Here is a 26590-nt window from a genome sequence, read left to right as displayed (position 1 = left end):
GAACACATCGTCTGGCGGGGTGCTCTCCCGGGGATCTCGTCGGTGTCGGCGCACGCCCTCACTCTCTCGCATTCCAGGCGTAAACGGTGCGTAGAACGCGGCCTGGTGACCCCGATGTTATCGGGGAGTTCGGGGCGGCGGTGCGGAGTTGACGATCGCGAGCAGGTGCTCGCGCGCGATGCGTTCCACGATCTCCGGTGTCGCCGTGATGCCAAGGTGCTGCGCGCACGCGCACACGTCGGCGACACAGCGGTCGATCGTGTCCACGGGCACGGTCAGGAACTCTTCGGCCAGCCTGTGACTGACCGGCTCCCTGAGAAAGCGTGTGGCCAGAGCGAGCATAGATGTGAGATTCCTCTGGAGGCCCTGGGGCAAACCCCCAGGAATGGACGCAGGGCGACTTGCGCTCTCATTCCACCTTTTCTCGGGCCGGTGTCAAGCCTCCACAACGGTTGTGTTCGCTTCTCGGCAGGCCCTTTCGTGCGAAGCTGTTCCCATGCGCATCCAGCTCGCCCAGCGGACCGAAGCCGACGACCTGCTCGGCCGCAGTCCGTTCGCCCTCCTCGTCGGCATGCTGCTCGACCAGCAGATTCCGATGGAATGGGCGTTCACGGGGCCCCACACCATCTCCGAGAGGCTCGGACACGACCTCACGGCGGAGGAGATCGCCTCCTTCGACCCCGAGGCGTTCGCCGCGCTGCTGGCCGCGAAACCGGCCGTGCATCGCTACCCCACCTCGATGGCCGCCCGGGTCCAGCAGCTGGCCGCCTACCTCGTGGAGCACTACGACGGCAAGGCCGAGCGCCTCTGGACCGAGGCCGCCGACGGCAAAGACGTGCTGAAGCGCCTGCAGGCTCTTCCCGGCTACGGCAAGCAGAAGGCCCAGATATTTTTGGCATTGCTCGGCAAGCAATTGGGGTCCCAGCCGCCAGGATGGCGCGAGGCGGCGGGAGTCTATGGCGAGGAGGGTTCGTTCCGGTCGGTGGCGGATGTGGTCGACGCCGAGACGCTGGGTCGCGTGCGGGCCGTCAAGCAGGAGTCGAAGCGAGCGGCGCAGGCCAAGTAGCCTGATCTTGCTGCGCAACGTGGAGCGATTTTGACAGGATGCGTTGACCGTATGGCGGCCGGGGCTTCCGTCCGCGCATGCCCATCGCCGATGATGTACTGCAGGATCCGGTCGCCCGGAGCTGCGCTACGCCGATACACAGTTATGGAGATGTGCCGCGTGGGAGACCCTGGCACGCGACGGAGGTGCCGACCATGAGCGCCGAGACCTCCGTTCCCCGTCCCCGGGAGTCGGATGTGGACGTCTCAGACTCCGCCCTCTTCAAGGGCATGTTGTCGGAGGCTGAGTTCGCCTTCGCCTTCTTCGACGCCGATGGCCGCGTCCAGCGGGTCAACGACGTGTTCACCGACGTGGTCGGCGTGCCGGCCGAGCGGCTCGTCGGCCGGGTGCCGGTCGAGTCCCTCGCGGCCGATCTCAGCCAGCTCATCACCCACGCCGTGCAGGGCGTCATCGAGAGCGACGCGCCCGTCACCGAGGGCCGCGTGCGGGTGCGCTCCGCCGAGGGCGACACCCGCCACTGGTCGCTGTCGTTCTCGCCGGTCCACGACGAGGCGGGCGAGCTGCGGGCCATCGCGCTGGTCGGGCTCGACGTGACCGAGAGCCGGCAGACCGAGGAAGACCTCCGCCGCAGCGAGGAGCGCTACCGCTCGCTGGTGGAGGCGCAGTCGCAGCTCGTCTGGATCACCTCGCCCACCGGCGCCGTGGTCGAGGACGCCCCGCAGTGGCGCGCCATCACCGGCCAGGGCCTGGAGGAATACCTCGCGCACGGCTGGCTGGAGGTCGTCCACCCCGAGGAGCGCCAGCAGACCGAGGAGGCGTGGAAAGAGGCGCTGCGCGGCCGCACCATGTTCGAGTGGAACTACCGGGTGCGCACCCGGGCCAGCGGCTACCGCCACTTCGAGGTACGCGCCGTGCCGATCATCCGGCACGGCCGGGTCGTCGAGTGGGTGGGCGCCAACACCGACGTGACGCCGCAGCGCGAGGCCGAGGAGATGCGCGGCAGGCTGACCGACCAGCTCGGCGCCGCCGCTCTGCGCACGGCGCGGCTGCAGGGCGCCACCGCCATACTGGCCGAGGCGCTGACGGTCGAGCAGGTGGTGCAGGTCATCATCGACGTGGGCCGCACCGCGCTGGCCGCCGACCGCTCCGCGGTCGCCCTCCTCGACCCCGACCGGGCCGCGCTCAAGCTGATCAACGGCGAGGGCGTCCCCGAGGCGTCGGGCACCTCCGGCGAGGAGATCCCGCTCTCCCACTCCAGCGTGATGACCATGGCGGTCAACAGCCGCCGGCCGGTGTTCGCCGAGTCGCCCGACAGCCTGAGGTCGCAGCTGCTCGACGCCGGTGGCGACGAGCAGGTGCTGGCCAACTACCTCACCCACACCGACGAACGAGCCTGGGTCGGCCTGCCGCTGCTCGCGGCGGGGCGGGCGCTGGGCGCGCTGCGCTTCTCGTTCACCAGGCCGCAGAAGATCTCCCAGGAGGACGGCGTCTTCCTGGAGGCGCTGGCCGGGCAGTGCGCGCTGGCGGTCGAGCGGGCCACGCTGTTCGAGCGCGAGCACCGCACCGCCGAGACGCTCCAGCGCAGCCTGCTGCCCGACCGCCTGCCGGTGGTCAAGGGCCTCGTGCTCGCCCAGCGCTTCCGCTCCGGCAGCCGCCACGTGCAGGTCGGCGGCGACTGGTACGACGCCTTCGTGCTGCAGGACGGCAGGGTGGCCGCGGTCGTGGGCGACGTCATGGGCAAGGGCGTCAAGGCCGCGGCCGGCATGGGCCGCATCCGCAACGCCATGCGGGCCCTGGCGCTGACCAACCCGCCGCCCGCCGCCGTGCTGACCGGCCTCGACCGGGTCTTCGACGCCACCGAGGAAGAAGAGCAGGTCACCACCCTGGCGTACATGGTGGTCGAGCCCGTCACCGGCGAAGGCACACTGGCGCTCGCCGGTCACCCGCCGCCCGTCCTGGTCTCACCCCAGGGCACGGCCATGCTCTGCGAGGCCGAGCCGGGCACCCCGCTGGGCTGGCCGACCAGCCGCCGTCAGTTCCGCTTCGTGGTGCCGCCGGGACACACCGCCGTGCTCTACTCCGACGGACTGGTGGAAAACCGGAAGCGTGGCTTGGACGCGGGACTCGCGGAAATTTGCAGTGTTGTGACCGAAGCCCCGCCAGAGGTCGTCAGTAGTCCGCATATGTTGCTGGACTTTCTGGTTGATCGGATGTTGTCGGGATATGAACAGGATGATGACGTTACCGCCCTGGCCATCCACGTGCCGCCCGCCACGAAGAGTGACTGAATGAATCAGTCATAAGGGTTGCTTTCGGGTATCGGTGGCGCGCTTACGTACGCACTACTGTCCGGGTCGGCCTAGGGTGGAGGACAACCGCCGGGAGGTGGCCGTATGAAGTGCGTGGTCGTGCCAGAATGCAGGGCAGGTCCGTAGCGGTTCGCACGGCCTCACCGATCTCCGAGAGAGGCAACAGCCCCCCAGCGGGCATCTGGGTCCATTGTCGCCACGCGTTCGTTCGAGAGGTGTTCGTGTCGCCTGCAAGTTCGACTCGCTCGAAGCCACAAGAGCTGAACGAGCCCGTCATTCAGCGACTGCTCGAGCGTGGGCGCTCGCAGGGTTTCCTCGAGTCTGAGGATGTCCGCCAGGCCTTCGAGGAGGCGGACATCCCCATGTCGCACGCCGCCGCGTTCTTGCGGAACCTCAGCAAAGAGGGCGTGACCGTGGTGGTGACCGCCGCGGATTCGGCTGCGCCGAAGAAGTCTCGTGGTCCAGCAAAGCGCCGCACCGCTGCCCCCGTCAAGACCAAGGCCGCAGCGGCCGCCAAAGAGCAGCAGCCCGAGACCGTGACAGCGGTCGTCACCGCCGAAGCCGAGCCCGCGCCGAAGAAGCAGGCTCCCGCCAAGAAAGCCGCCCCGGCGGCCAAGAAGGCGGCTCCGCCCGCCAAGAAGGCCAAGCCTGACAGCGCCGGGCCTGCCGAGACCAAGCCGAAGGACCCCGAGGCCGCCGAAGACGAGGACATCGAGCTCGACGCGGACGTGGAACTGGAGGACCTCGAGGACATCGTGGTCGTCGAGGAGGACGAGATCGTCGTCGAGGCCGAGCCCGAGGCCGACGACGACACCGACGACGAGCCCAAGGCGGCCGAGGTGGCCGCGGCCGCCGCCACGGAGAAGAGCGAGGACGAAGTCCTCATCCTGTCCGACGACGACGATGACGCCCCTGTCGCGCAGGTCGCGGCCGCCGGCGCCACCGCCGACCCGGTCAAGGACTACCTCAAGCAGATCGGCAAGGTCCCCCTGCTCAACGCCGAGCAGGAGGTCGAGCTGGCCAAGCGCATCGAGGCCGGCCTGTTCGCCGAGGAGCAGCTGGGCGGCGGCGAGACCGACAGCCTGCCGGTCGACGTCCGGGCCGAACTCGAATGGATCGCCGAAGACGGTCGCCGGGCGAAAAACCACCTGCTGGAGGCCAACCTCCGTCTCGTGGTCTCCCTGGCCAAGCGCTACACCGGCCGCGGCATGCTGTTTCTGGACCTGATCCAGGAGGGCAACCTCGGTCTGATCCGCGCGGTCGAGAAGTTCGACTACACCAAGGGCTACAAGTTCTCCACCTACGCCACGTGGTGGATCCGGCAGGCGATCACGCGGGCCATGGCCGACCAGGCGCGGACCATCCGCATCCCGGTCCACATGGTCGAAGTGATCAACAAGCTGGCCCGCGTCCAGCGGCAGATGCTGCAGGACCTCGGCCGTGAGCCCACGCCCGAAGAGCTGGCCCGTGAGCTGGACATGACGCCCGAGAAAGTGGTCGAGGTCCAGAAATACGGTCGCGAGCCGATCTCCCTGCACACCCCGCTGGGCGAGGAGGGCGACAGCGAGTTCGGCGACCTCATCGAGGACTCCGAGGCCATCGTTCCGGCCGACGCCGTCAGCTTCACGCTGCTGCAGGAGCAGCTGCACTCCGTTCTCGACACGCTGTCGGAACGCGAGGCGGGTGTCGTGTCGATGCGGTTCGGCCTCACCGACGGGCAGCCGAAGACGCTGGACGAGATCGGCAAGGTCTACGGAGTGACGCGCGAGCGCATCCGGCAGATCGAGTCGAAGACGATGTCCAAGCTGCGTCACCCGTCGAGGTCCCAGGTGCTCCGCGACTACCTCGACTGAGTCTCCTCATCTCACCGGGCCCCTCACCGTTCGCGGTGCGGGGCCCGCTGTGTGCCGGTCAGGTGATGTCCACGTCCAGGGTCCAGGGCCGGGTGGGCCGGACCGGTTCGGTGAGGTGGCAGGTGTGGCCCAGGGCGTCAAGGACCTTCGCGAGCTCGGCGGGGCTCGCGGGGGCGGCGCCGGACTCGAGGAGGGCGCGGGCGATCTCGCCCCTGGTCGCCTTGGCCATGTGGCTGACGACCTTACCGTCCCTGAACACGCGGACGGCCACCGAGCGGTCTCCCGGCTGCCACGCGCCCGCGTAGGTCGCCGACCGCAGGTCGACCACCAGGCCGGGCAGCCGGTCCAGCTGCTTGGACAGCAGGGGACGCCAGAACGCCGCCAGACCGCCCAGGGGCGGCAGGTGAACTCCCATCGACAGCCGGTAGGGCGGCACGTGGTCGGTGATTCTCAGGACACCCCACAGGCCCGAGAAGATGAGCACCGACTCCTCGGCCCGCCGCCTGGCGTCGTCGCCGAGCGTGCCGAGGCCCAGGTTGTCGTAGAGGACACCGGTGTAGAGATCGGCGGCCGGCATCGTGGCGGCCGTGCTGAGCGCCTGGTTTCTGATCAACTCGCCGGCCAGACCGGGCGTGAGCCCCAGCACGTCGAGAGCGTCACGCCGCCTGGACGCCTTGATCAGCGCGGTGAGCACCCGCTTGCGCGGCTTGCCGAGCGCGGGAAAGGACAGCTCGCCCACCGGAGGCCCGCTCCCTTCGAGCGCCTTGCCTTCGGACGGCGGCAACAGGATCAGCACGAGCCCACAGCCTATTGCCCCAGCCCAGCGCCTACGCCGCCGCCCCGGCGGGCGGCCCGCGCGAAGGCCGCACGGGCGCGTGGGAAGGGCGGGGCCAGGCTCGCGGGGTGGGCCCTGCGTCTTCTCGATGGGGCCGGGCGCCCCCCGCCGGGCTCGACGCCGAGCTCGCGAGAAGCGGTTGACGAACTGGTCGGCCCGACCGTCGTCATGGTGGGCACGGCCAGGCCGGAGCCCGCCCACGAGGTTGCGGATCGAGGACCGTCCCTGGCAGGCGTGGCTGGAGACGTGGTGGGGCCGTGGACGGCCGTTTCGGGGCCGACATGGACACAGCGGAGCGCATCTGCACGGGAGTGCCCGCGTGGTACGCCGCGATCGAGGAGGACGGCGTGCCGGTCGCCGTCGGGCGAGGGGTGGCGCAGGGCGAGACCCTCGGGATCTACCGCATGGCCGCACTGGGCGCGCCGCCGGGGGCTGGCCCGCAGTGTGCTGCGTGCCCTGGTGCGCCGAGGCGGCACGAACTCGGCCTACCTGGCCGTCACCGAGCCCAACCGGGCCGCTCAGGCTCTCTATCGGAGCGAGGGTTTCGGGGTGCGGGGTGGCTATCACTACCGGGTGCGGTGAAGCAGAACGGCGACTCCCGAATGCCGGGATCGCCGTCCTTCTCCACGCTATATGTGGTTATCTCATCACGACCGGCGCCGATCAGCGCTAGTCGTTAGGGGCAACTATCGAAGGTTCGCTGAGCCGAGCCGACTCGTCCAGGATGTCGGCGCCCTTGTCACGCAGCGCCGCAATGTGCTGACGCCCGTGATGGGCGCAGAACAGCAGCTCCCCGCCCACGGGCAGGGTCGCGCGAATGTATGCCTGGGCGCCGCAACGGTCGCAGCGGTCGAGGGCCGTCAGCGGCTTAACGGGGGCGAGAGCTCCAGTCACGTATCGCCTTTCGGGTCACCCTCGCCGAGGCGAGGATCTGGCGTCAGTCACTTGAGACAACATCTAACCGGACGTGGACGTTCCCAACCGCCGCACCAATACGCCGAGAGCAGAATGTGTCCGAAAGTAATGATGATCAGTCGCTTGGTAACGGCAAACATGGCGGCGTGGCAAGCTTGTACGCGTGCGTAGGGGAAGAACGGTAGGCTACGCACTGGTGTTCGATGCTTAGACGAGAGGAGCTGGAGTGACGCTAGTGGAGGCGGGTTACACGGCTCGTCATCTGTCGGTGCTGGAGGGCCTCGAAGCGGTCCGCAAGCGCCCGGGCATGTACATCGGGTCCACCGACAGTCGCGGGCTGATGCACTGCCTCTGGGAGATCGTGGACAACGGCGTCGACGAGGCGCTCGCGGGCCACTGCACGCGCATCGAAGTCGAGCTCTACGCCGACGGTTCCATCGAGGTGCGTGACGACGGCCGGGGCATTCCCGTGGACGTCGAGCCCAAGAGCGGCCTGGCCGGGGTCGAGCTCGTCTATACCAAGCTCCACGCGGGCGGCAAGTTCGGCGGCGGCTCCTACGGCGCGTCCGGCGGCCTCCACGGCGTGGGCGCCTCCGTGGTCAACGCCCTGTCCTCGCGCCTCGACGTCGAGGTCGACCGTGACGGGCGGGTCCACGAGATCAGCTTCCGGCGCGGCGTGCCGGGCGTGTTCGACGGCGACGGGCCGACCGCCAAGTTCAAGAAGAAGTCCGGCCTGCGCGACGGCGGCAAGCTGGCCAAGAGGGTCACCGGCACCCGCGTCCGCTTCTGGGCCGACAAGCAGATCTTCCTGCCCGACGCCGAGGTGTCGCTCGACGAGATCCACGTCAGGCTCCGCCAGACCGCCTTCCTGGTGCCCGGTCTCACCCTCGCGGTGATCGACAGCAGGCACGAGGAGCGCATCGAGGAGGAGTTCCGCTTCGACGGCGGCATCTCCGAGTTCACCGAGTTCCTGGCCCGCGACGAGCCCGTCTGCGACGTGCTCCGCCTGCAGGGCGTCGGCCATTTCCACGAGACCGTGCCGGTCCTCGACGACCAGGGCCACATGACGCCGACCGAGGTGCAGCGCGAGCTCACCGCCGACGTGGCCGTGCGCTGGGGCAAGGGCTACGAGTCGACCGTCCGCTCGTTCGTCAACGTGATCGCCACTCCCAAGGGCGGCACCCACCTCACCGGCTTCGAGCGCGGCCTGGTCCGCACGATCAACGAGCAACTGCGCGAGACCCGGCTGCTCAAGAACGGCGACGACCCGGTCACCAAGGAGGACATCCTTGAGGGTCTCACCGCGGTCGTCACCGTCCGGGTGCCGGAGCCGCAGTTCGAGGGCCAGACCAAGGAAGTGCTCGGCACGTCGGCGGCCACCCGCATCGTCTCCCACGTCGTCTCGCGCGAGCTCAAGGAGCTGTTCGCCAACCCGCCGCGCGGCTTCAAGCAGCCGCTCCGGGCCGCGCTGGAGAAGATCGTCGCCGCCGCCAAGGCACGCATCGCGGCCCGCGAGCACCGCGACAACCAGCGCCGCAAGAGCGCGCTCGAAAACTCCGCCCTTCCCGCCAAGCTGGTCGACTGCCGCAGCGACGACGTCGACCGCAGCGAGCTGTTCATCGTCGAGGGCGACTCCGCGCTGGGCACGGCCAAGCTGGCCCGCGACTCGGAGTTCCAGGCGCTGCTGCCGATCCGGGGCAAGATTCTCAACGTCCAGAAGGCGTCCGTGAGCGACATGCTCAAGAACGCCGAGTGCGCCGCGATCATCCAGGTGGTCGGCGCCGGGTCCGGCCGCTCCTTCGACCTCGCCGCGGCCCGCTACGGCAAGGTCATCCTGATGGCCGACGCCGACGTCGACGGCGCCCACATCCGCTGCCTGCTGCTCACGCTGTTCCACCGCTACATGCGTCCCATGGTCGAGGCGGGCCGGGTGTTCGCCGCCGTCCCGCCCCTGCACCGGATCGAGCTCACCAACCCGGGCAGGGGCAAGGAGAAATACATCTACTGCTACTCCGACGCCGAGCTGCACAAGGTGCTGCGCGACCTGGAGCGCCGTGGCAAGCGCTGGAAGGATCCCGTGCAGCGCTACAAGGGCCTGGGCGAGATGGACGCCGACCAGCTGGCCGAGACCACCATGGATCCTCGCCACCGCATCCTGCGCCGCGTCCGCATCGAGGACGCCGAGGGGGCCGAGAGCATCTTCAGCCTCCTCATGGGCAGTGACGTGGCGCCCCGCCGCGAGTTCATCGTCAACAGCGCCGCCGAAGTCGACCGCGACCACATCGACGCCTGAGCGACCAGCTCCGGCGTGCCGGTCGGCGAGACGGTCCTCGTTGGGCGCGCTGCCGTTCGTCTCGCATGCGCTCGGGGAGACCCGGCGACGGGTGGCAAGGAACGCCGACTACCAGGCGGCGGCCCCGACAGCCGGCCCGCGCGCCGCGACCAGGTAAATCAGAGGTAGTCGCCGATCAGGGCGGCGAACTCGGGCGGGGTGAGGATGCGGATGCCGAGCTGCTCGGCCTTGGCGCGCTTGGAGCCCGCCTTCTCACCGGCGACCAGCAGGTCGGTCCTGGCCGAGACGCTGGAGGAGGCGCGGCCGCCGGCGGCTTCGATGAGCTCGTTCATCTGGTTGCGGGTCAGCTCGGCCAGCGGCCCGGACATGGCCCCGGTGACGACGACGGTCTGACCGGCGAGCGGCTGGACGACGGCCGTGAGGGTGGTCGCGCCGGGCGCGGGAGAGGTGCCCTCGGCGGTGGGGGCGGTGGCGCCGGACGCGGCGGAGGCCGTGAGAGGGCCGGCGGTGTTCGAGAAGGGGACGGCGCCGGGTTCGGTCATGTTCATCCCGGCGGCGACCAGCTTGTCGACGAGCGGGCGCAGCTCCGCCAGCTCGGCCACCAGGAGGGTCGCCTTCTCCGGGCCCATGCCCTCGACCGCCTGGACGGCCTCGGCGTCGGCGGCCAGGATGGCGTCCATCGTGGCGAAGTGGCGGGCGATGCGGCGCGACATGGAGCGGCCTGTCCCGCGCACGCCGAGGGCGGCGAAGACCCTGCTGAGCGGCCGGGTCTTGGCCACGGCGAGGGCGGCCAGCAGCTTGTCGGTGCTGACCTCGCCCATCCGGTCGAGGCCCAGGATCTGCTCGCGGGTGAGGAAGAACAGGTCGGCGAAGTCGGCGATGAGGCCGCCGTCGAGGAGCTGGACGATGCGGCTCTCCGCCAGGGTCTCGATGTCGAGCTGGTCGCGGCCGGCGGCGTACAGGATGGAGGTGACGGCGCGGCAGGCTCGGCCGCGGACGCACCGCCAGCGCTCCTGGGTGGTGTCGATCGCGGAGTCGCAGTGGGGGCAGGCCGTGGGGAAGGCGATGGCCTTCTCGGCGCCGGTGCGCAGGTGGACCACGGGGGATTCGACCCTCGGGATGACGTCGCCCGCCTTGTAGACGATGACCGAGTCGCCGAGCATGAGGCCGCGCCGGGTGATGTCGGCCGGGTTGTGCAGGGTGGCGTAGGTGACGACGCTGCCGTCGAGCTCGACCGGCTCCAGCACGGCGCGCGGGGCGATGATGCCGGTGCGGCCGACGCTCCACTCCACGCCGACGAGCTTCGTGATCTTCTCGGTGGCGGGCAGCTTGTAGGCGACCGCCCAGCGCGGCGCCCGGCTGCCGACGCCCGCCTCGGCCTGGTCGGCGGCGCTGTCGGCCTTGATGACGATGCCGTCGATGCCGAAGGGGAGCTCGGCCCGCAGGGCGGCGATCTCGCTGATGCGCGCCTGGATCTGCTCGACCGAGGTGGCCGTGATGCCCGCGACGGGAGTGGCCGCGGTGGTGGCCACGCCGAGGCCGGTGATCAGGTCGAGGACGCGGCTGTGCGGCAGCTCGCGCAGCCGCCGGGCCGGCTCGGAGTCGTCGCCGGGTGGCAGTGGCAGCGCGGCGTAGCCGAAGAAGGTCAGCTCGCAGGTGTAGGGGCGGTCCTTGGCCCGCAGGGTGCCGGCCGCGGCGCTGCGCGGGTTGGCGAAGGTGGTGCCGTCGTGTGCGGTGCGTTTGGCGCACGCCTCCTCGAACTGGGCGGCGGTCATGAGCGCCTCGCCGCGGATCTCGATGGTGACCGCCTCGGCCAGCCGGGCGGGCAGGCCGACCACCGTGCCGATGGCGTGGCTGACGTCCTCGCCGGCGGTGCCGTCGCCGCGGGTGACCAGCTGGACCAGGCGGCCGTCGTGGTAGCGGGCGGAGATCGCCAGCCCGTCGAGCTTGGGCTCGACGCTCCACGTCTCGACCGGCCGGCCGAGACGGCGCTCGAGCCCCGCCACCCACCTGGCGAGCTGCTCGGCGGAGAAGACGTTGTCGAGGCTGAGCATGGCGACGGTGTGCGGCACGTCGCCCTCGACCGCGCCGCCGGCCACCTTGCCGGTGGGTGAGTCGGGCAGCGCCTGGTCGGGATGGGCCCGCTCGTAGGCCTCGATGCCGCGCATCAGCCGGTCGTAGGCGTCGTCGTCGAGCGGCGAGTCACCGCTGCCGTAGTAGGCGGTGCTGGCGTCGACGGCGAGCTGGACGGCCGCGGCGTAGGCGGCCTGATCGTCGAGGCGGGTGAAGGGAGGCGCGTCGGTCATGGCCACATCGTGCCGTGCGCCACCGACATTTCGAGGGGCCGTGTCAGAGCGCCACGGGGAGCAGTCTGCCGGTGCGAACGTCGTAGATCGCGCCGCCGACCGGGAGGTCGTCCGGCAGGAAAGGGGTGGTGCGGATGCGCATGAGGTCGTGCAGGAGGGCGGCGTCCTGGTCGGGGACGGTGTGGAACTCCAGGCTCCGGGTGTCGATGCCGTGTTGCAGGGTGAGGTCGTGCACGTCGGAGTCGGTGACCTTGGCCATGCCGCAGTCGGTGTGCGGCATCACCAGCACGCGTTCGACGCCCAGCAGGTAGACGGCCAGTATGAGGGTGCGCAGGACGTCGTCGGTCACGCGGGCGCCGGCGTTGCGCAGGATCTTGGCGTCGCCGGCCCGCAGTCCCAGCAGCCCGAGCGGATCGATGCGTGAGTCCATGCAGGTCACGACCGCGAGCCCGCGTGCCGCCCTGCCGGTGAGATCAGAGTTCCCGAACGTTTTCGCATAGTCGGCGTTGGCGGCAAGTAGGTCATCGAACGGGCTCATGACGCAAATAATCCCTCATGGCCCTTTGGTGAAAACTCGCGGGGGTACCGACAGGCGGGAGTCGACGAACCTCCCACGATCACCACTCACGATGCGTGATGATGTCGTAGCCGAAAGTATTGATCGAAGAAGGATGTCGTGAGTAGGTCCGAATCGCTCGCCGCGTACCTCCGTGCCCAGGCCCGGCGCCTCCTCGACCGTGTGGAGTCCAACGACGGCGGCCGCAACGCGAGATCGGCGCTGGCGTTGTTCGACGCCGCGGCCTACGCGGCGAGCCTGCCGGACGACGATCCGCTCATCCTGCTGCTGGATGAGGCGGGATGCTACGGGCCGCTCGGGTGCGAGGACTTCGATCCGGGCGAGACGGGCGTCCGCCTGATCCGCGACTGGCAGGGCGGAGAGCCCCACGAACTCCTCCTCGCCCTTCCCGCCGCCATCACCGCGTCCGCCTGAGCGCGCGCCGTCAGGCGGGGGCGTTGCCCGGCTTCCACTTGATGCCACAGCCCATCGACGGGTTCTGGTGCTCGTCCACCGGGTCCCCGGCCAGCACGGCGTCGACGGCGGCCCGCAGCGACGCCCCCGTGACCGGGACGTCGTTACCAGGGCGCGCGCCGTCGAACTCGCCCCGGTAGGCGAGCGCGAAGCCCGAGTCGTACAGGAAGAAGTCGGGCGTGCAGGCCGCGTGATAGGCCTTGGCCACTTCCTGCGTCTCGTCCAGCAGGTACGGGAACGTGAAGCCGGCTCGGGCGGCCTGCTCGGCCAGGTGTGTGGCGTCGTCGTCGGGGTAATTGACGCTGTCGTTGCTGCAGATGGCGATGATCGACAATTGGGAGCCGTAGTCGGCGGCCAGGGCGCCGAGCCCCTTCTCGATGCGCCGCACGTACGGACAGTGGTTGGACAGGAAGACCACGAGGCTGGCCGGAGAGCCCTTGAGGTCGGCCAGCGATACGCTGCCGCCGTTGACGGCGGTCAGGTCGAAGGAGGGTGCGGGCGTGCCCAGCGGAACCATGAAAGAGTTGACAGCCATACCGTTTATTGTCCTCGATTAGCACCGTTTCAACCGTTTCGGAGGTACGGAGTGAGGGGCATTGCCGCATTCCGCACGACAGTGATCGACTGCGCCAATCCGCGCAAGCTCGCCGAGTTCTATTCACAACTGCTCGGATGGCCCGTCGACTACCAGGACGAGGGCTGGGTGGTCGTCACCGACGGCGGCTCGCCCGCCCGGCTGGCGTTCCAGAGAGTGGACGAGTATCGCCCGCCGATCTGGCCCCGCTCCGAACGACCCCAGCAACTGCACATCGACGTCACGGTCGAGGACCTCGACGCCGCCGAGAAGGCGGTGCTCGACATCGGCGCGACCAAGCATGACCACCAGCCGAGCGAGGACGACAGCTTCCGCGTCTTCCTCGACCCGGCCGGTCACCCGTTCTGCCTCTGCAGAGACTGACGGAGGGTCCGGGAGGGCCGCTCGCCGCCTCCCGGACCGCCCCGTTCGTCAGCCGATCGACCGGGCCAGCAGGTCCACCGCCCCGCTGAGGTTGCCCTCGGCCAGTTTCTGGTCCGCCCTGGCCTGCAGGTCCGGGCGCTTGCCCGCGGCCTGCGCCAGATCCCTGGCCACCGACACCACGGCGTCGCCCTGCGCGAACGTGTCGGTCCTCGACCGGTCGAGCAGCGTCGCGGCGGCCCGCACCGCGCCGAGCACGGCCCGGGAGTCGCGTGCCGTGCCGTCGGTGTTCCAGTTGGGGCCCGGCAGCGCGCGGGCCAGCGCCGCCGCCGCGGCCTTCGACGGCCCGTCGCCCGAGACGAGCAGGTCGCGGACCGCCTTGAGCCGGTCACGGCCCCGGTCGGTGCGCAGCCCCCAGCCGTAGGGGAACAACGGATCGTACGCCGCGTCGCCCACGTTGATCGGCAACTGCTCCATCGTGCGGAACCAGGTGAAGGGCAGCCGCCCGGTGTACGGCACGGCGCCGAACAGCGGGTCGGCCACCCCGGCGCCCTCGGTGCCCGGCAGCCACGCGGCGACGAGCGCCGGCACCCGTGACAGGTCGCCCAGCAGCAGCGGACGGCCGGAGACGACCAGCACCACGCACTTCATGGCCCCGCACACGCGGTCGATCGCGGCCCGGTCGGCGGCCGGCAACTCCAGGGTGCGCCCCTGGCGCCCGACATCGCCGAACCCCTCCGCGTACGGGGTCTCGCCCACCACCACGACGCCCACGTCATGACCCGGCAGCGGCGCCGAGGCGTCGCGCGAGTAGGTGACGGCGGAGGCGCGGGAGCGGATGGCCGACAGGATCGTGGTGCCCGGTGTGATCGGACCTGAGGAGCCCTGCCAGGTGATCGTCCAGCCGCCCGACTGGTTGCCGATGTCGTCGGCGTTGGACCCGGCCACGTACACCTTGGCGTCGCGGCGCAGCGGCAGCAGGCCGCCCTCGTTCTTCAACAGGACCTGCGACCTGGCCGCCGCGGTCCGGGCGACGGCGCGGTGCGCGGGCGAGCCGACGTCGGCGAGCCGTGACCGGTCGGCGTAGGGGCGTTCGAACAGGCCCAGCCGGAACTTCTGGGTGAGGATCCTGGCGACCGCGTCGTCGACCCGGGCGAGCGGCACCCGCCCGGCCTCGACCTCGGCCTTCAGAGTGGAGACGAACGCCGGGTAGGCATACGGCACCATGATCATGTCGAGGCCGGCGTTGACCGAGGTGCGAACGTCGCTCGGGTAGTCGCCGGGGATCTGGTCGATGGCCTGCCAGTCGCTGATCACGAAGCCCTTGAAGCCGAGCCGGTCCTTCAGCACGTCGGTGATCAGTTCGCGATGGGCGTGCATCTTCGTCGGCCCCTGGCCGAAGTCGACGCTGGAGAACGACGGCATCACGGCGGCCACCCCGCGCCTGACCGCCTCCGCGAACGGCGTCAGGTGGATGGCCTCCAGTTGCGCTCTGGTGACCTGGGTGACGCCCTGGTCGATGGTGTAGTCGCCGGTCGTCGAGGAGCCGAAGGTGGTGCCGCCGTCGCCGACGTAGTGCTTGGCCGTGGCCAGCACGCCGTTGTCCTGGAGCCCGTCGATGATCGTCGCCATCCGCGACACCAGGGCCGGGTCCTCGGCGAACGACTCGTAGGCGCGTCCCCAGCGGTCGTCACGCGAGACGCACAGGCAGGGCGAGAAGTTCCACGGGATGCCCGTCGCCTTCACCTCGCGAGCGGTGATCTTGCCGGTCTGCTCGACCAGCCCCGGGTCGCGGGTGGCGCCGAGCCCGACGTTGTGCGGGAAGATCGTCGCGCCGACCACGTTGTTGTGGCCGTGCACCGCGTCCACCCCGTAGATGAGCGGGATCTGCAGCCTGGTCTGCTGGGCCCGCAGCTGGAAGCCGTCGATCATGTCCGCCCAGGCCGTGGGCGTGTTGGTGGGAGGCGTGGAGCCGCCGCCCGACAGCAGGGAGCCGAGCCGGTAGGCGGCGATGTCGTTCGGGCCGGCCAGCGCGCCGCGTTCGGCCTGCGTCATCTGGCCGGCCTTCTCGTCGAGCGTCATGCGCCCGAGGAGGTCGGCGACGCGCTGCTTGACCGGCCTGCGGGAGTCCAGGTACGGCAGCCCGTGCGCGTTGATCACGATGGCCGGGTTCTCGGCCGGCGGCCTGGTGCCCGTGCCCGACAGCACGATCGGGATGGTCTCGGCGGCCTCGGCCGTGCCGTCGCCGCGTGTCCTGACCGTGAAGGACTTGGCCGAGCCTGAGGCGGCGCCGGCCGGGAAGGTCAGGGTGCCCTCGACCGCCGTGTAGTCCTCGCCGGGGGTCGCCGTGCCCTCGCCGGTGCGGTAGCCGACGGTCAGGTCGGCGGGGAGCGGGTCGCCGGTGGCCGTCGTCACCGAGACGCGCACCTGCGCCGAGCCCTTCTCGTCGACCGGGTAGACCGGCCGGTCCGTGGCCAGCCGCACCGGACGTGGCGGCGCCGTGCCGTACACCTGCACGTCGTCCCAGAGCAGCGTGCCGGAGGCGGTCGGCAGCCGCATGCTGTAGCCCCACATGGCGAGCAGGTCCAGCTCGCCGTCGCTCGGCGCGCCGCCGGGCTGGTAGTCGGCGCGGCGGACGAAGTCGGTGAACGGCACCTTCACCTGCCGCCAGCCGGCGGTGTCGTCGGTGAAGGACGCCTCGAACAGCTCGGCGTTGTCCGGTCCGCCACCGCCGTCCTTGACCTCGAAGAAGATCCGCTGACCGGTTCCGGCGCCGCTGACCCAGAAGGAGAAGCCCTCGTACGGGGACCAGTCCTGGGCGGCGGCGAGGTCGTGGGACCAGCCGCCCCACTGGCTCACGGTGTAGACCGACTTGAGCACGCGGTTGGTGGCGGGCGCGCCGGGCCGGTCGGGCCCCGGCTCGACGGTCAGGACGGGCGTGGACGGGCCGTCGTTGCCCCAGGCCACGACGCCCGGCGGCAGGCCGTCGGCCTCGAAGTCGGTGATGGTGGACTCGGCCGCCGCCTGGGCGGGCGGGGCGACGAGCAACGAGCCGAGCAGGGCCACGGCGGCCCAGATCGGGGTTCTTAATCGGAACACGGTACCTCCCGCTAGAGAGAGCGCTCTCTCAGATGAGATCGGAAGGAGAGGTCATTTCATAACATCTGGGCGAAGGCCGCTGTTAGTGCGCTGGTCAGAGCCTTCCTCCGGGAAGCCGGGAAGCGAGGGCGCTGGTCGCCCGGATGGCGGCCCCGGCCCGCGCGCGTCAGGGAGACCTCGGTCACCGTCAGGGACATGACCGCCGGGGAGCGCGAGTAGAGCGATCACCGCCCGACGGAGGCAGCCCTGCAGGAGGGCTGCCCCATCCCTTGGGACGCCTAATCCTCCGGCGGCGCCGAGTCGTCCGGCCGCACCGGATCCTCGGTGGCCGGACTGGAGCCGAGGGCGCCGCCGATGGCCCCGATGGTGTGGGTGAGGCGGACGCCCGAGCCGTCTCTGCGGCCGAGCTCCTCGGGCAGCGGCACCGGCTTGCCCACCCCGGACACGGCCTTGGCCGGGGCGGGACCCGCCCAGGCCAGCAGCAGAACGTCCTCGCCCTTGAGGAAGCGCTGGGCGCGGACGCCGCCCGTCGCCCGGCCCTTGGCGGGGAACTCCGCGTAGTCGGCCACCTTGCCGCCGCCCACCTGGGTGCCGGGCAGCGCGGTGGACGAGCCCGCCACGGTCACCACCTGGGCGGGGAGAGACGGATCGACCACGCCGAACCACACCACGCGAGCCCCGTCGTCGAGCCGGATGCCCGTCATGCCGCCGGCGGGCCGCCCCTGCGGGCGGACGAGCGAGGCGGTGTAGCGCAGCAACTGGGCGTCGGAGGTGATGAAGACCAGATCGTGCGCCTCGGACTCGAGCTCGACCGCCCCCACGACGGCGTCGCCCTCCTTGAGGGTGATCACCTCGAAGTCGTCGCGGTTGGCCGGATATTCGGGCACCACCCGCTTGACCACGCCCTGGGCGGTGCCGAGGGCGAGGCCGGGACCGTCGGGGTCGAGGTTGCCCAGGCCCACCACCGTCTCGTCGGGCTGCAGCGAGACGAACTCGGACACCGGATGGCCGCCCGACAGCGACGGCGGGTTGGCCGAGGGCGGCAGCGTGGGCAGGTCGACCACCTGGACGCGGATCAGCCGGCCCAGCGACGTCACCACGCCGACCTCGCCTCTGGCCGAGGTGCGGACCGCGGCCACCAGCACGTCGTGCGCCGTGCGCTCGCCCTCGCCGGCCAGCGGGGAGGCGTCGGAGGTGCGGGCGAGCAGGCCGGTGGAGGAGAGCAGCGCCAGGCACGGCTCGTCGGCCACCTGCAGCTCCACCGTGGCGGTGCGGGTGAGGCCGGACGACTCCAGCAGCACCGTGCGGCGCGGAGTGCCGTATTTCTTCGCGATCTCGGCCAGCTCGCCGGAGACCACCTGGCGCAGCCGGGTGTCGGAGGACAGGATGCCGGTCAGCTCGGCGATCTCGTCGGACAGCGTCTGCTTCTCGCGGTCGAGCTCCAGCTTGTCGTAGCGGGTCAACCGGCGCAGTGGCGTGTCGAGGATGTAGGCGGCCTGGATGTCGGTCAGGTCGAAGACGTCCATCAGGCGGGTGCGGGCCTGGGCTGAGTCGTCGGAGGCGCGGATGACCTGGATGACCTCGTCGATGTTGAGCAGCGCGACGATGAGGCCGTCGACCAGGTGGAGGCGCTCCTCGCGCTTGCGCCGGCGGTATTCGGACCTGCGGCGCACGACCTCGATCCGGTGGTCGACGTAGACCCGCAGCAGCTCGCGCAGACCCAGCGTGCGCGGCTCGCCGTCGACCAGCGCGACGTTGTTGATGCCGAACGTCTCCTCCATCGGCGTCAGCCGGTAGAGCTCCTCCAGCACCGCCTCGGGGATGAAGCCGTTCTTGATCTCGATGACCAGGCGCAGGCCCTTGTGCCGGTCGGTGAGGTCCTTGAGGTCGGCGATGCCCTGCAGCCTCTTGCTGGTCACCAGCTCTTTGATCTTGGTGACCACGCGCTCGGGGCCGACGTTGTAGGGCAGCTCGGTGACCACGATGCCCTTGCGGCGCGGCGTGATCTGCTCGATCGCGCACCTGGCGCGCATGCGGAAGGTGCCGCGGCCCGTCTCGTAGGCGTCGCGGACGCCCTGCAGGCCGATGATCGAGCCGCCGGTCGGCAGGTCGGGGCCTGGGACGAAGCGCATGAGCTCGTCGAGCGTCGCGTCGGGCTTCTTGATCAGATGGCGGGCGGCGGCCACGACCTCGGTCAGGTTGTGCGGGGCCATGTTGGTCGCCATGCCGACCGCGATGCCGGTCGTGCCGTTGACCAGGAGGTTGGGGAACGCCGACGGCATGACCGTGGGCTCGGTCTCCTGGCCGTCGTAGTTGGGCTTGAAGCCGACCGTGTCCTCGTCGAGCGACTCGACCATCAGCATCGCGGCCGGGGCCAGCCTGGCCTCGGTGTAACGCATGGCGGCCGGCAGGTCGTCGGGGGAGCCGAAGTTGCCGTGCCCGTCGATCAGGGGCAGGCGCATGGAGAACGGCTGCGCGAGGCGGACGAGAGCGTCGTAGATCGCGCTGTCGCCGTGGGGGTGGAGCTTGCCCATCACGTCGCCGACGACGCGCGAGGACTTGACATGGCCGCGATCGGGACGCAGCCCCATCTCGCTCATCGAGTAGAGGATGCGCCGTTGCACCGGCTTGAGGCCGTCGCGTGCGTCGGGAAGAGCCCGCTGGTAGATGACCGAGTAGGCGTACTCGAGGAAGCTCGTGCGCATCTCGGAGGAGACGTCGATGTCGACGATCCGCTCCTCGAAATCCTCGGGAGGGGGTGTTGTCGTGCGTCGGGCCATGTCGAACATTGTGCCGAAGAAACCCTAGTGCCCGCGACACTTCGGTTCCGCGCGACGGCGGCGGAGGGCTCGCCCGCGCTCTTAACCAAGCAATGTCTTGGGCGTTACGTTCCGATAGGAGTGCTTTTCCGCTCCGGAGGGCGTCATGATCGAGTTCCATCCCGTGACCAAGCGCATCGGCGCCGAGGTCACCGGAGTCGACCTGCGCGAGCCGCTGTCCCAGGAGGACGCGGCGACCCTCGGGGCGAGGGCGGCGACGAGTGGCACAGCGACACCACGTCGAGCCGGCCCCGCCCATGGGCTCGCTGCTGCGCTGCGTCCAACTGCCCGGGGTGGGCGGCGACACCTGCTGGGCCAACACCTGCCTGGCGTACGAGACGCTCTCGCCCTCGCTCCAGCGGCTCTGCGACGAGCTCACCGCGGTGCACGACATCACGATGTCGATGAGGGATGTCGATGAGGAAGGCCATCGCCAAGGGGCACCTGTTCGACCTGGAGGAGGTCCAGGCGAAGTCGCCGCCGATCGAGCGGCCCGTGCGTCCGCGTGCACGCCGAGACCGGACGCAAGGCGCTGTTCGTCAACCGCGGCTCGACGACGAGACCGGCCGGGCTCACCGACCGCGAGAACGAGGCGCTGCCGCCCCTGCTGATCGACCACATCTGGTCACCGGAATACCAGGTCAGGCTGTGGTGGCGGCCCGGAACCCTGTCGTTCTGGGACAACCGGCCCACCCGGCGCTACGCGGTCGCCGACCACACCGAGCGCCGCCGCATGCACCGGGGCACGATCAACGCCTTCCCGGAGCAGGCCGACCGCTGACCGGCCCCTCACGGCGGGGCACGAGAAGATCGGCTCGGAAAACGTCGGGGAAACCTGGTAACAAGGACCACATGATTGAAGCCCCCGATGTGGCGATGCTGCGCGAAGAGGCCGAAGGGCGGCTGCGGGCGCTCGCCGGAGAGCACGCCCGGCTCCGCGACGACCAGTGGGCCGCCATCGAGGCGCTCGTCGTCGACCGCCGCAGAGTGCTCGTGGTGCAACGCACCGGCTGGGGCAAGTCCGCCGTCTACTTCGTGGCCACCGCGCTGCTGCGCGAGCTCGGCGAGGGGCCCACGGTCATCGTCTCGCCGCTGCTCGCGCTGATGCGCAACCAGATCGCCGCCGCCGAGCGGGCCGGCATCCGCGCCGTCACGATCAACTCCGCCAACCCCGAGGCGTGGGAGGAGGTCTACGGCCGGGTCGCCGACGGGCTGGTCGACGTGCTGCTGGTCAGCCCCGAGCGGCTCAACAACCCCGACTTCCGCGACAACGTGCTGCCCGAGCTGGCCGAGAGCGCCGGGCTCGTGGTGGTCGACGAGGCCCACTGCATCTCCGACTGGGGCCACGACTTCCGGCCCGACTACCGCAGGCTGGCCACGCTCTTCGAGGACCTGCCGCCCGGCATCCCGGTGCTCGCCACCACCGCCACGGCCAACGCCCGCGTCACCCGCGACGTGGCCGAGCAGATGGGGGAGACGACCCTGGTCCTGCGCGGGCCGCTGGAGCGGGAGAGCCTCCATCTGAGCGTCGTACGCCTGCCGACCGCCGAGCAGCGGCTGGCCTGGCTGGCCCAGACGCTGCGCGAGCTGCCCGGCTCCGGCATCGTCTACACCTTGACCGTCGCGGCGGCCCACGAGATCGCCGCCTACCTGCGTGAGCAGGGCCACGAGGTGGCCGCCTACTCCGGTCAGACCGACCCGGCCGAGCGGCTGGCGGCCGAGGAGGCGCTGCTCAACAACAAGATCAAGGCCCTGGTCGCCACCAGCGCGCTGGGCATGGGCTTCGACAAGCCCGACCTGGGGTTCGTCGTCCACATGGGCGCGCCGCAGTCGCCGGTCGCCTACTACCAGCAGGTCGGCCGTGCCGGTCGCGGCGTCGAGCGGGCCGAGGTCATCCTGCTCCCCGGCGTCGAAGACCGCGACATCTGGGCCTACTTCACCTCGCTGGCCTTTCCTCCGGAGCCGGTCGTCCGGGCCACGCTCCAGGCGCTGGAGGAGCGCGGCACGATGTCCACCCAGGCCCTCGAGACGGCCGTCGACCTGAGCCGGAGCCGTCTGGAGATGATGCTCAAGGTCCTCGACGTCGACGGCGCGGTCCGCCGGGTCAAGGGCGGCTGGGAGGCGACCGGCGAGCCCTGGGCCTACGACTCCGAGCGCTACTCCCGCATCGCCGGCGAGCGCCGGGCCGAGCAGGAGGCCATGCTCGGCTACCTGACCACGACCGAGTGCAGGGAGCACCACCTGCGCCGCCACCTCGACGACGACGCGGCCGGGCCCTGCGGCCGGTGCGACAACTGCACCGGTCATCACCGTTCGCCCGAGATCGCCACCGAGGCCGTGGAGGTCGCCCGGCAGACCCTGAGCAGGCCCGGCGTCACGGTCGAGGCACGCAGGCAGTGGCCGACCGGCCTCGGCGACCTGTCCGGCCGGATCAAGCCGGAGCTGGGCGCCGAGCCAGGCCGGGCGCTCGGGAGGCTGACCGACATCGGCTGGGGCAACCGGCTGCGCGAGCTGTTCAACGGCGCCGACGGGCCGATGGCCGACGACATGTTCAAGGCCGTGATCCAGGTGCTGTCCGCGTGGGACTGGCGTGAGCGGCCGGTGGCCGTGGTCAGTGTGCCCTCCTCGACGCGGCCGCAGCTCGTGCGCGGGTTCGCCGAGCGGCTCGCCCAGGTGGGGCGGCTGACCTACCTCGGCGAGCTGGGCTACCGCGCGGGTCCGCCCGGGCAGCAGTTCAACAGCGCCAAACGGGTGCAGGCGATCAGGGCGACCCTGGCCATGCCCAAGGAGCTCGGCGCGGCCGTGGCCCAGTGCGGCGGGCCGGTGCTGCTGGTCGACGACCGCGTCGACACCGGCTGGACGATGACCCTGGGCGCGGCCCTGGTGCGACACGCGGGCGCTCCCGCCGTGCTGCCCCTGGCACTCGCCACGACCTCCTGATCAGGCCACGCTCATCGTCACCAGGTCGCCGTCGGTAGACGTACGTGGTCTCGAACCCGCCGGGCTGGCCGCAGGTGCCGGGCGGGGTCCGGGTCGCGGTTCGCGGCGAGACCCGGGATCGGCGCGTGCGTGCCCGGGATCGACGGCGGCACCGGCGACGTCGGCACCTCACCTGCGCCGGGTCCGGTGCGGAAGCCTTGAAGCACCGCCACGGGGCTCAGCGCCTGGAGCACCGCGCGCCCACCTCCAGCACCCGGGCCGTGCAGAACGCCGCGGCCCGGCGTGCGGCCGCGGACGCGCTAGAGCCGAGGTCGCGCCCCCAGGTGCAGGATCGCCTTGGTGGCCAGCCGGCAACCGGAGGCCAGCGACTCGGCCGGGGGCTTGCCCGCCAGCCACGACGGCAGGAACCCGGCGCAGAACGCGTCGCCCGCACCCGTGCCGTCGACCATCCGGTCGACCGGATCGGCGGCCACCCGGATCGGGTCGGGGCGGCCGTTGCCGAACCACAGCGCGCCCTCGGAGTTCATCTTGATCACGACCTGCGGGAACCACGCGGTCAGCACCTTGGCCGCGGCCTCGGGGTCGTCGCGGCCGGTCAGCACCTTGGCCTGGTCGATGTTGGCGAACAGCAGCTTGGCGCCGCTGGTCCACTCGAGGAACGGCTCGGCGCCCGTGCGCTCCAGAGGGGCGGACGAGGCGCAGTCGACCGTGATCGACATGCCCGAACGGTGGGCCATGTCGAGCGCCGCCAGGCCCGCGTCGCGGGAACCCTCGTTGATCAGGGTGTAGCCCGACAGGTGCAGGTGGCCGCCGCCGTTGAACAGGTCACGCGGCAGGTCCTCCGGCGAGAGAGCCGCGTTGGCGCCCGGGTCGGAGAGCATCGTGCGCTCACCCTTGTGCGTGACGAGCACCACGCACGTGCCGGTCGGCCGCTCCGGATCCATCACGAGCCGCGCGTCGACGCCGTAGCCCATCAACTCCATGTCGCGGTTGCGCCCGGTGATGTCGGCGCCGCGGCGCCCGATGAAGGCCACCTCGGCCCCCTCGACCGCCAACCAGGACGCGATGTTCGCCCCGGAGCCGCCACCGTGCATGGTCACGACCGCCGGAGTGTCGCTGGCCCTGGCGAGTGCATAACGGGCGCGCGCGACCGCGTCGGTCATGAGATCGCCCACCACGACGACCCGCGTCATGATGCCACCACCTTGCTGCTGCCTACAGAACGAGCCTGGCCACGGCAAAACTAACAGCTTCCGGGCTGCTCGTGGGGCGGACCTCCGACACCGGGCATCAGTCGATGCACAAGCGTTGCCCAACGGACGGGCGGGTCTTGACATGTGGGCTCCGAGCTACCCTCAGGGTGTGGAGGCTCACTATCCCGCTCACTGGGAGGCCGACGTCGTCCTGGCCGACGGCGGCACCGCGCACGTGCGTCCGATCCGGCCCGCCGACGCCGACCGTTTGCGCGCCTTCTACTCTCGGCTGTCCGAAGAGACGATCTATTTCCGCTTCTTCGGGCCCAGGCCACGGCTGTCCGACAGGGAAGTGTCCTGGTTCACCAACGTCGACTACGTCGCCCGGGTCGCGCTGATCGCCACCATCGGCACCGAGATGGTCGCCGTCATCCGCTACGACAGGACCGGCCCGGGCGAGGCCGAGGTGGCCTTCCTCGTCGAGGACGCCCACCAGGGCAGGGGAGTGGCCTCGGTGCTGCTCGAACACCTGGCCGCCACCGCCCGCGAGCACGGCATCGAGCGGTTCGTCGCCGACGTGCTGCCCGCCAACATGAAGATGATGGGCGTGCTGCGGCAGGCCGGCTACACGGCCGAGAGCCGCTTCGCCGACGGCGTGGTCCGCATGACCCTCGACCTCACCCCGACCGACGTCTCGGCCGAGGTGACGACCTCGCGTGAGCACCGCGCCGAGGCCAGGTCCATCGGCAGGCTGCTCGCCCCCGGCTCCGTCGCGGTGATCGGCGCCTCCCGCGAGCCGGGCGGCGTCGGCCAGACCGTGCTGCGCAACCTGCTGGCCGCCGACTTCACCGGCCCCGTCTACCCGGTCCACCGCGAGGTGCGGGCGGTGGCCGGGGTGCGCGCCTACCCGAGTGTCACGGCCATCGACGACGAGGTGGACCTCGCCGTGGTGGCGGTGCCCGCCGAGAGCGTCGCCGACGTGGTCAAGGAATGCGCCGAGAAGGGCGTGCACGGCCTGGTCGTGGTCTCCTCGGGGTTCGGCGAGACCGGCGCGGAGGGGCGGGCCAGGCAGGACGAGCTGGCCCGCCTCGCGCGCGCCTACGGCCTGCGCATGGTCGGGCCCAACTGTCTCGGCATCGCCAACACCGACCCCGCGGTCAAACTCAACGCCACGCTGGCCGCCACCGTGCCGGGCCGGGGCCGTCTCGGCTTCTTCAGCCAGTCGGGCGCGCTCGGCATCGCGCTGCTCCAGCGGGTGGCCCAGCGCGGCATGGGCATCTCGTCGTTCGTCTCCGCGGGCAACCGGGCCGACGTGTCGGGCAACGACCTGCTGCAGTACTGGGAGGAGGACACCTCGACCGAGGTGATCCTGCTCTACCTGGAGTCGCTCGGCAATCCGCGCAAGTTCGCCCGCCTGGCCCGGCGGATCGCCCGCGAGAAGCCGATCGTGGTGGTCAAGAGCGGCGGCACTCCCGCCGGTCACTCCGCCCGCGAGCTCCGGCTGCCCGACTCGGCGATCAGCTCCCTGTTCGAGCAGGCCGGGCTGATCCGGGTCGACGACCTCATCCAGCTGTTCGACGTGGGGGAGCTGCTCGCCTTCCAGCCGCTGCCCGCCGGTCCCCGGGTCGGCCTGGTCACCAACTCCGACGCGCTCGGGCTGCTCGCCGCCGACGCCTGCGTCGCCGCCGGCCTGTCGCCGGGCACGCCGGCCAACCTCGGCCCCGAGGCCGGGGCCGCGGAGTTCGGGGCGGCTCTGGCCGGGCAACTGGCCTCCGACTCGGTGGACTCGGCGGTCGTGATCTACATGCCGCCCCTGCCGGGCGACGCCGACGACGTGGCGGCCGAGCTGCTGCGCGTGTCGGAGAGAGCGGGCAAGCCGGTGCTGGCCACCTTCCAGGGGCACAACGGGATGCATCCCTCGCTCCGGGTGGGCGTCACCCCCGCCCGGGGCTCCATCCCGTCCTATCCGGCGCCGGAGGAGGCCGTCAGGGCCCTGGCCCATGTGGTGCGTTACGCCTCGTGGCGCTCGCATCCCGTGGTCGCGCCGCCCCAGCTGGACGACATCGACACTGACCGCGCCCACGCCCTGGTCCTCCAGACCCTCGCCGCCATCACGGGCGAGCCCGCTCCCGGCGGCTCGTCCTCCGGCGGGGAAGCGTCGCGGGTGCCGGGGTCCTTCGCCGAGCCGGGACCGCCGGTCGAGGTGGACGCCGCCGAGTTGCTCTCCTGCTACGGCCTGAGCGTGTGGCCCGCCGAGGTGGTGGGCTCGCCCGAGGACGCGGTCGCGGCGGCCGAACGGATCGGCTGGCCGGTGGTGCTCAAGGTCGCCGATCCCGGCGCCGCGGGCCGGGCCGGCACCGTGCGCCTGGGCCTGGCCACGCCCGACAGCCTCCGGCACGCCTACTCCGAGTTCACCGAGCAGCTGGGGGCCGACGCGGAGCTGGCCGTGCAGTGCATGGCGCCCCAGCCGGCCGTCCCCACCGTGGTGGGCGTCATCGAGGACCCGGCGTTCGGGCCGGTCGTCTCGTTCGGGCTGGGCGAGGTGACCGCGCGCCTGCTGCTCGACCAGGGGTTCCGCCTGGCTCCGCTGACGCAGGAGGACGCCGCCGGCCTGGTGCGTTCCGTCCGCGCGGCCCCGCTCCTGTTCGGCGAGTACGGCTACCCGCCCGTGGCCGTCGGCGCCCTGGAGGACCTCCTGGTGCGTGTCGGCCGCATGGCCTCCGACCTGCCCGAGATGGCGAGGCTGGAGCTCGACCAGGTGCTGGTGGGCGAGTCCGAGGTGATCATCCTCGGCGCCCGGGTCACCCTCCGCACCCCGCCGGGCCCCCGCCTTGACGGTGGCCCGCGTCGGCTGGCCTGACCGGCGGCCCGAAAGCAGCCCCGAAAACCCGGCGGCCACCCCGGATGACTCCGGCAATCCTTGACTCCGGATATCGCGATGAGCAGACAAAAGACGTTATAGAGCGTTATGTGCGAG

20 protein-coding genes are annotated in these 26590 nt (G+C 71.0%); 11 read left to right on the top strand and 9 right to left on the bottom strand.

What is annotated here, in order from left to right:
- Positions 1-117: 117 nt before the first annotated feature.
- Complete coding sequence (locus AB0C16_RS27580) at positions 118-342, bottom strand: hypothetical protein (RefSeq protein ID WP_189127215.1); 225 nt, start codon at positions 340-342, stop codon at positions 118-120.
- A 154-nt stretch (positions 343-496) separates the two neighbouring features.
- Between AB0C16_RS27580 and AB0C16_RS27575 the strand changes: the two genes are divergently transcribed.
- The 3 genes from AB0C16_RS27575 (at position 497) to AB0C16_RS27565 (ending at position 5228) form a co-directional block, all read left to right on the top strand.
- Positions 497-1066 carry an HhH-GPD-type base excision DNA repair protein gene (locus AB0C16_RS27575; protein WP_357686867.1) on the top strand — a complete coding sequence of 190 codons (570 nt, stop codon included), beginning with the start codon at positions 497-499 and terminating at the stop codon, positions 1064-1066.
- A gap of 194 nt (positions 1067-1260) precedes the next feature.
- Entirely contained in the window at positions 1261-3354 is a 2094-nt protein-coding gene (locus tag AB0C16_RS27570) for a SpoIIE family protein phosphatase (RefSeq protein ID WP_357686866.1), read from the top strand.
- Between the two features lie 242 nt (positions 3355-3596).
- Entirely contained in the window at positions 3597-5228 is a 1632-nt protein-coding gene (locus AB0C16_RS27565; RefSeq protein ID WP_357686865.1) for an RNA polymerase sigma factor, read from the top strand.
- A gap of 58 nt (positions 5229-5286) precedes the next feature.
- Here AB0C16_RS27565 and AB0C16_RS27560 read toward each other — a convergent pair whose 3' ends face one another.
- On the bottom strand, positions 5287-6024 hold the full coding sequence (locus tag AB0C16_RS27560; protein WP_357686864.1) for a peroxide stress protein YaaA: 738 nt from the start codon (positions 6022-6024) through the stop codon (positions 5287-5289).
- Between the two features lie 483 nt (positions 6025-6507).
- On the opposite strand from AB0C16_RS27560, the gene AB0C16_RS27555 reads away from it, so the two are divergent.
- Positions 6508-6645, top strand: a complete 138-nt coding sequence (locus AB0C16_RS27555) for a hypothetical protein (RefSeq protein WP_357686863.1) — start codon at positions 6508-6510, stop codon at positions 6643-6645.
- Between the two features lie 87 nt (positions 6646-6732).
- Here the strand turns inward: AB0C16_RS27555 and AB0C16_RS27550 are convergent, their stop codons facing one another.
- Positions 6733-6957, bottom strand: coding sequence for a hypothetical protein (locus tag AB0C16_RS27550; RefSeq protein ID WP_357686862.1), 225 nt, complete (start codon positions 6955-6957; stop codon positions 6733-6735).
- A gap of 247 nt (positions 6958-7204) precedes the next feature.
- On the opposite strand from AB0C16_RS27550, the gene AB0C16_RS27545 reads away from it, so the two are divergent.
- Positions 7205-9271, top strand: coding sequence for a DNA topoisomerase IV subunit B (locus AB0C16_RS27545; RefSeq protein ID WP_357686861.1), 2067 nt, complete (start codon positions 7205-7207; stop codon positions 9269-9271).
- 158 nt (positions 9272-9429) lie between these two features.
- Here AB0C16_RS27545 and ligA read toward each other — a convergent pair whose 3' ends face one another.
- Both ligA and AB0C16_RS27535 read right to left on the bottom strand, forming a co-directional pair.
- Complete coding sequence (gene ligA / locus AB0C16_RS27540) at positions 9430-11577, bottom strand: NAD-dependent DNA ligase LigA (RefSeq protein ID WP_357686860.1); 2148 nt, start codon at positions 11575-11577, stop codon at positions 9430-9432.
- Positions 11578-11620: 43 nt separating this feature from the next.
- Complete coding sequence (locus AB0C16_RS27535) at positions 11621-12115, bottom strand: carbonic anhydrase (protein ID WP_357686859.1); 495 nt, start codon at positions 12113-12115, stop codon at positions 11621-11623.
- 138 nt (positions 12116-12253) lie between these two features.
- On the opposite strand from AB0C16_RS27535, the gene AB0C16_RS27530 reads away from it, so the two are divergent.
- Positions 12254-12568, top strand: a complete 315-nt coding sequence (locus AB0C16_RS27530) for a hypothetical protein (RefSeq protein ID WP_357686858.1) — start codon at positions 12254-12256, stop codon at positions 12566-12568.
- A 10-nt stretch (positions 12569-12578) separates the two neighbouring features.
- Here the strand turns inward: AB0C16_RS27530 and AB0C16_RS27525 are convergent, their stop codons facing one another.
- The gene (locus AB0C16_RS27525) at positions 12579-13142 is read right to left on the bottom strand and encodes a thioredoxin family protein (RefSeq protein ID WP_357686857.1); all 564 of its coding nucleotides are present in this window, start codon (positions 13140-13142) and stop codon (positions 12579-12581) included.
- A gap of 51 nt (positions 13143-13193) precedes the next feature.
- Between AB0C16_RS27525 and AB0C16_RS27520 the strand changes: the two genes are divergently transcribed.
- The gene (locus AB0C16_RS27520) at positions 13194-13565 is read left to right on the top strand and encodes a VOC family protein (protein WP_357686856.1); all 372 of its coding nucleotides are present in this window, start codon (positions 13194-13196) and stop codon (positions 13563-13565) included.
- A gap of 48 nt (positions 13566-13613) precedes the next feature.
- On the opposite strand, the gene AB0C16_RS27515 is transcribed toward AB0C16_RS27520, so the two are convergent.
- Together AB0C16_RS27515 and AB0C16_RS27510 are read right to left on the bottom strand one after the other, a co-directional pair.
- Positions 13614-16661 carry a glycoside hydrolase family 3 N-terminal domain-containing protein gene (locus tag AB0C16_RS27515; RefSeq protein ID WP_357686855.1) on the bottom strand — a complete coding sequence of 1016 codons (3048 nt, stop codon included), beginning with the start codon at positions 16659-16661 and terminating at the stop codon, positions 13614-13616.
- A 278-nt stretch (positions 16662-16939) separates the two neighbouring features.
- Entirely contained in the window at positions 16940-19450 is a 2511-nt protein-coding gene (locus AB0C16_RS27510; protein ID WP_357686854.1) for a DNA topoisomerase IV subunit A, read from the bottom strand.
- Between the two features lie 287 nt (positions 19451-19737).
- On the opposite strand from AB0C16_RS27510, the gene AB0C16_RS27505 reads away from it, so the two are divergent.
- The 3 genes from AB0C16_RS27505 to AB0C16_RS27495 all read left to right on the top strand — a co-directional run bounded on the left by AB0C16_RS27505 (position 19738) and on the right by AB0C16_RS27495 (position 22420).
- On the top strand, positions 19738-20091 hold the full coding sequence (locus tag AB0C16_RS27505; RefSeq protein WP_357686890.1) for a TauD/TfdA family dioxygenase: 354 nt from the start codon (positions 19738-19740) through the stop codon (positions 20089-20091).
- The gene (locus AB0C16_RS27500) at positions 19986-20261 is read left to right on the top strand and encodes a TauD/TfdA family dioxygenase (RefSeq protein WP_357686853.1); all 276 of its coding nucleotides are present in this window, start codon (positions 19986-19988) and stop codon (positions 20259-20261) included. Before AB0C16_RS27505 ends, AB0C16_RS27500 begins: the two co-directional genes overlap by 106 nt.
- A gap of 71 nt (positions 20262-20332) precedes the next feature.
- Positions 20333-22420, top strand: a complete 2088-nt coding sequence (locus tag AB0C16_RS27495) for a RecQ family ATP-dependent DNA helicase (protein WP_357686852.1) — start codon at positions 20333-20335, stop codon at positions 22418-22420.
- Positions 22421-22719: 299 nt separating this feature from the next.
- Here AB0C16_RS27495 and AB0C16_RS27490 read toward each other — a convergent pair whose 3' ends face one another.
- On the bottom strand, positions 22720-23613 hold the full coding sequence (locus AB0C16_RS27490; protein WP_357686851.1) for a sugar kinase: 894 nt from the start codon (positions 23611-23613) through the stop codon (positions 22720-22722).
- Positions 23614-23782: 169 nt separating this feature from the next.
- On the opposite strand from AB0C16_RS27490, the gene AB0C16_RS27485 reads away from it, so the two are divergent.
- Positions 23783-26473, top strand: a complete 2691-nt coding sequence (locus AB0C16_RS27485; RefSeq protein WP_357686850.1) for a GNAT family N-acetyltransferase — start codon at positions 23783-23785, stop codon at positions 26471-26473.
- Positions 26474-26590: the final 117 nt, after the last annotated feature.

Origin of the sequence: Nonomuraea sp. NPDC048916, assembly GCF_040649575.1 — a bacterium.
Classification (GTDB): Bacteria; Actinomycetota; Actinomycetes; order Streptosporangiales; family Streptosporangiaceae; genus Nonomuraea.
The sequence above is the reverse complement of the archived record's forward strand: the minus strand, read 5'-3'. Positions and strand labels throughout refer to the sequence as shown.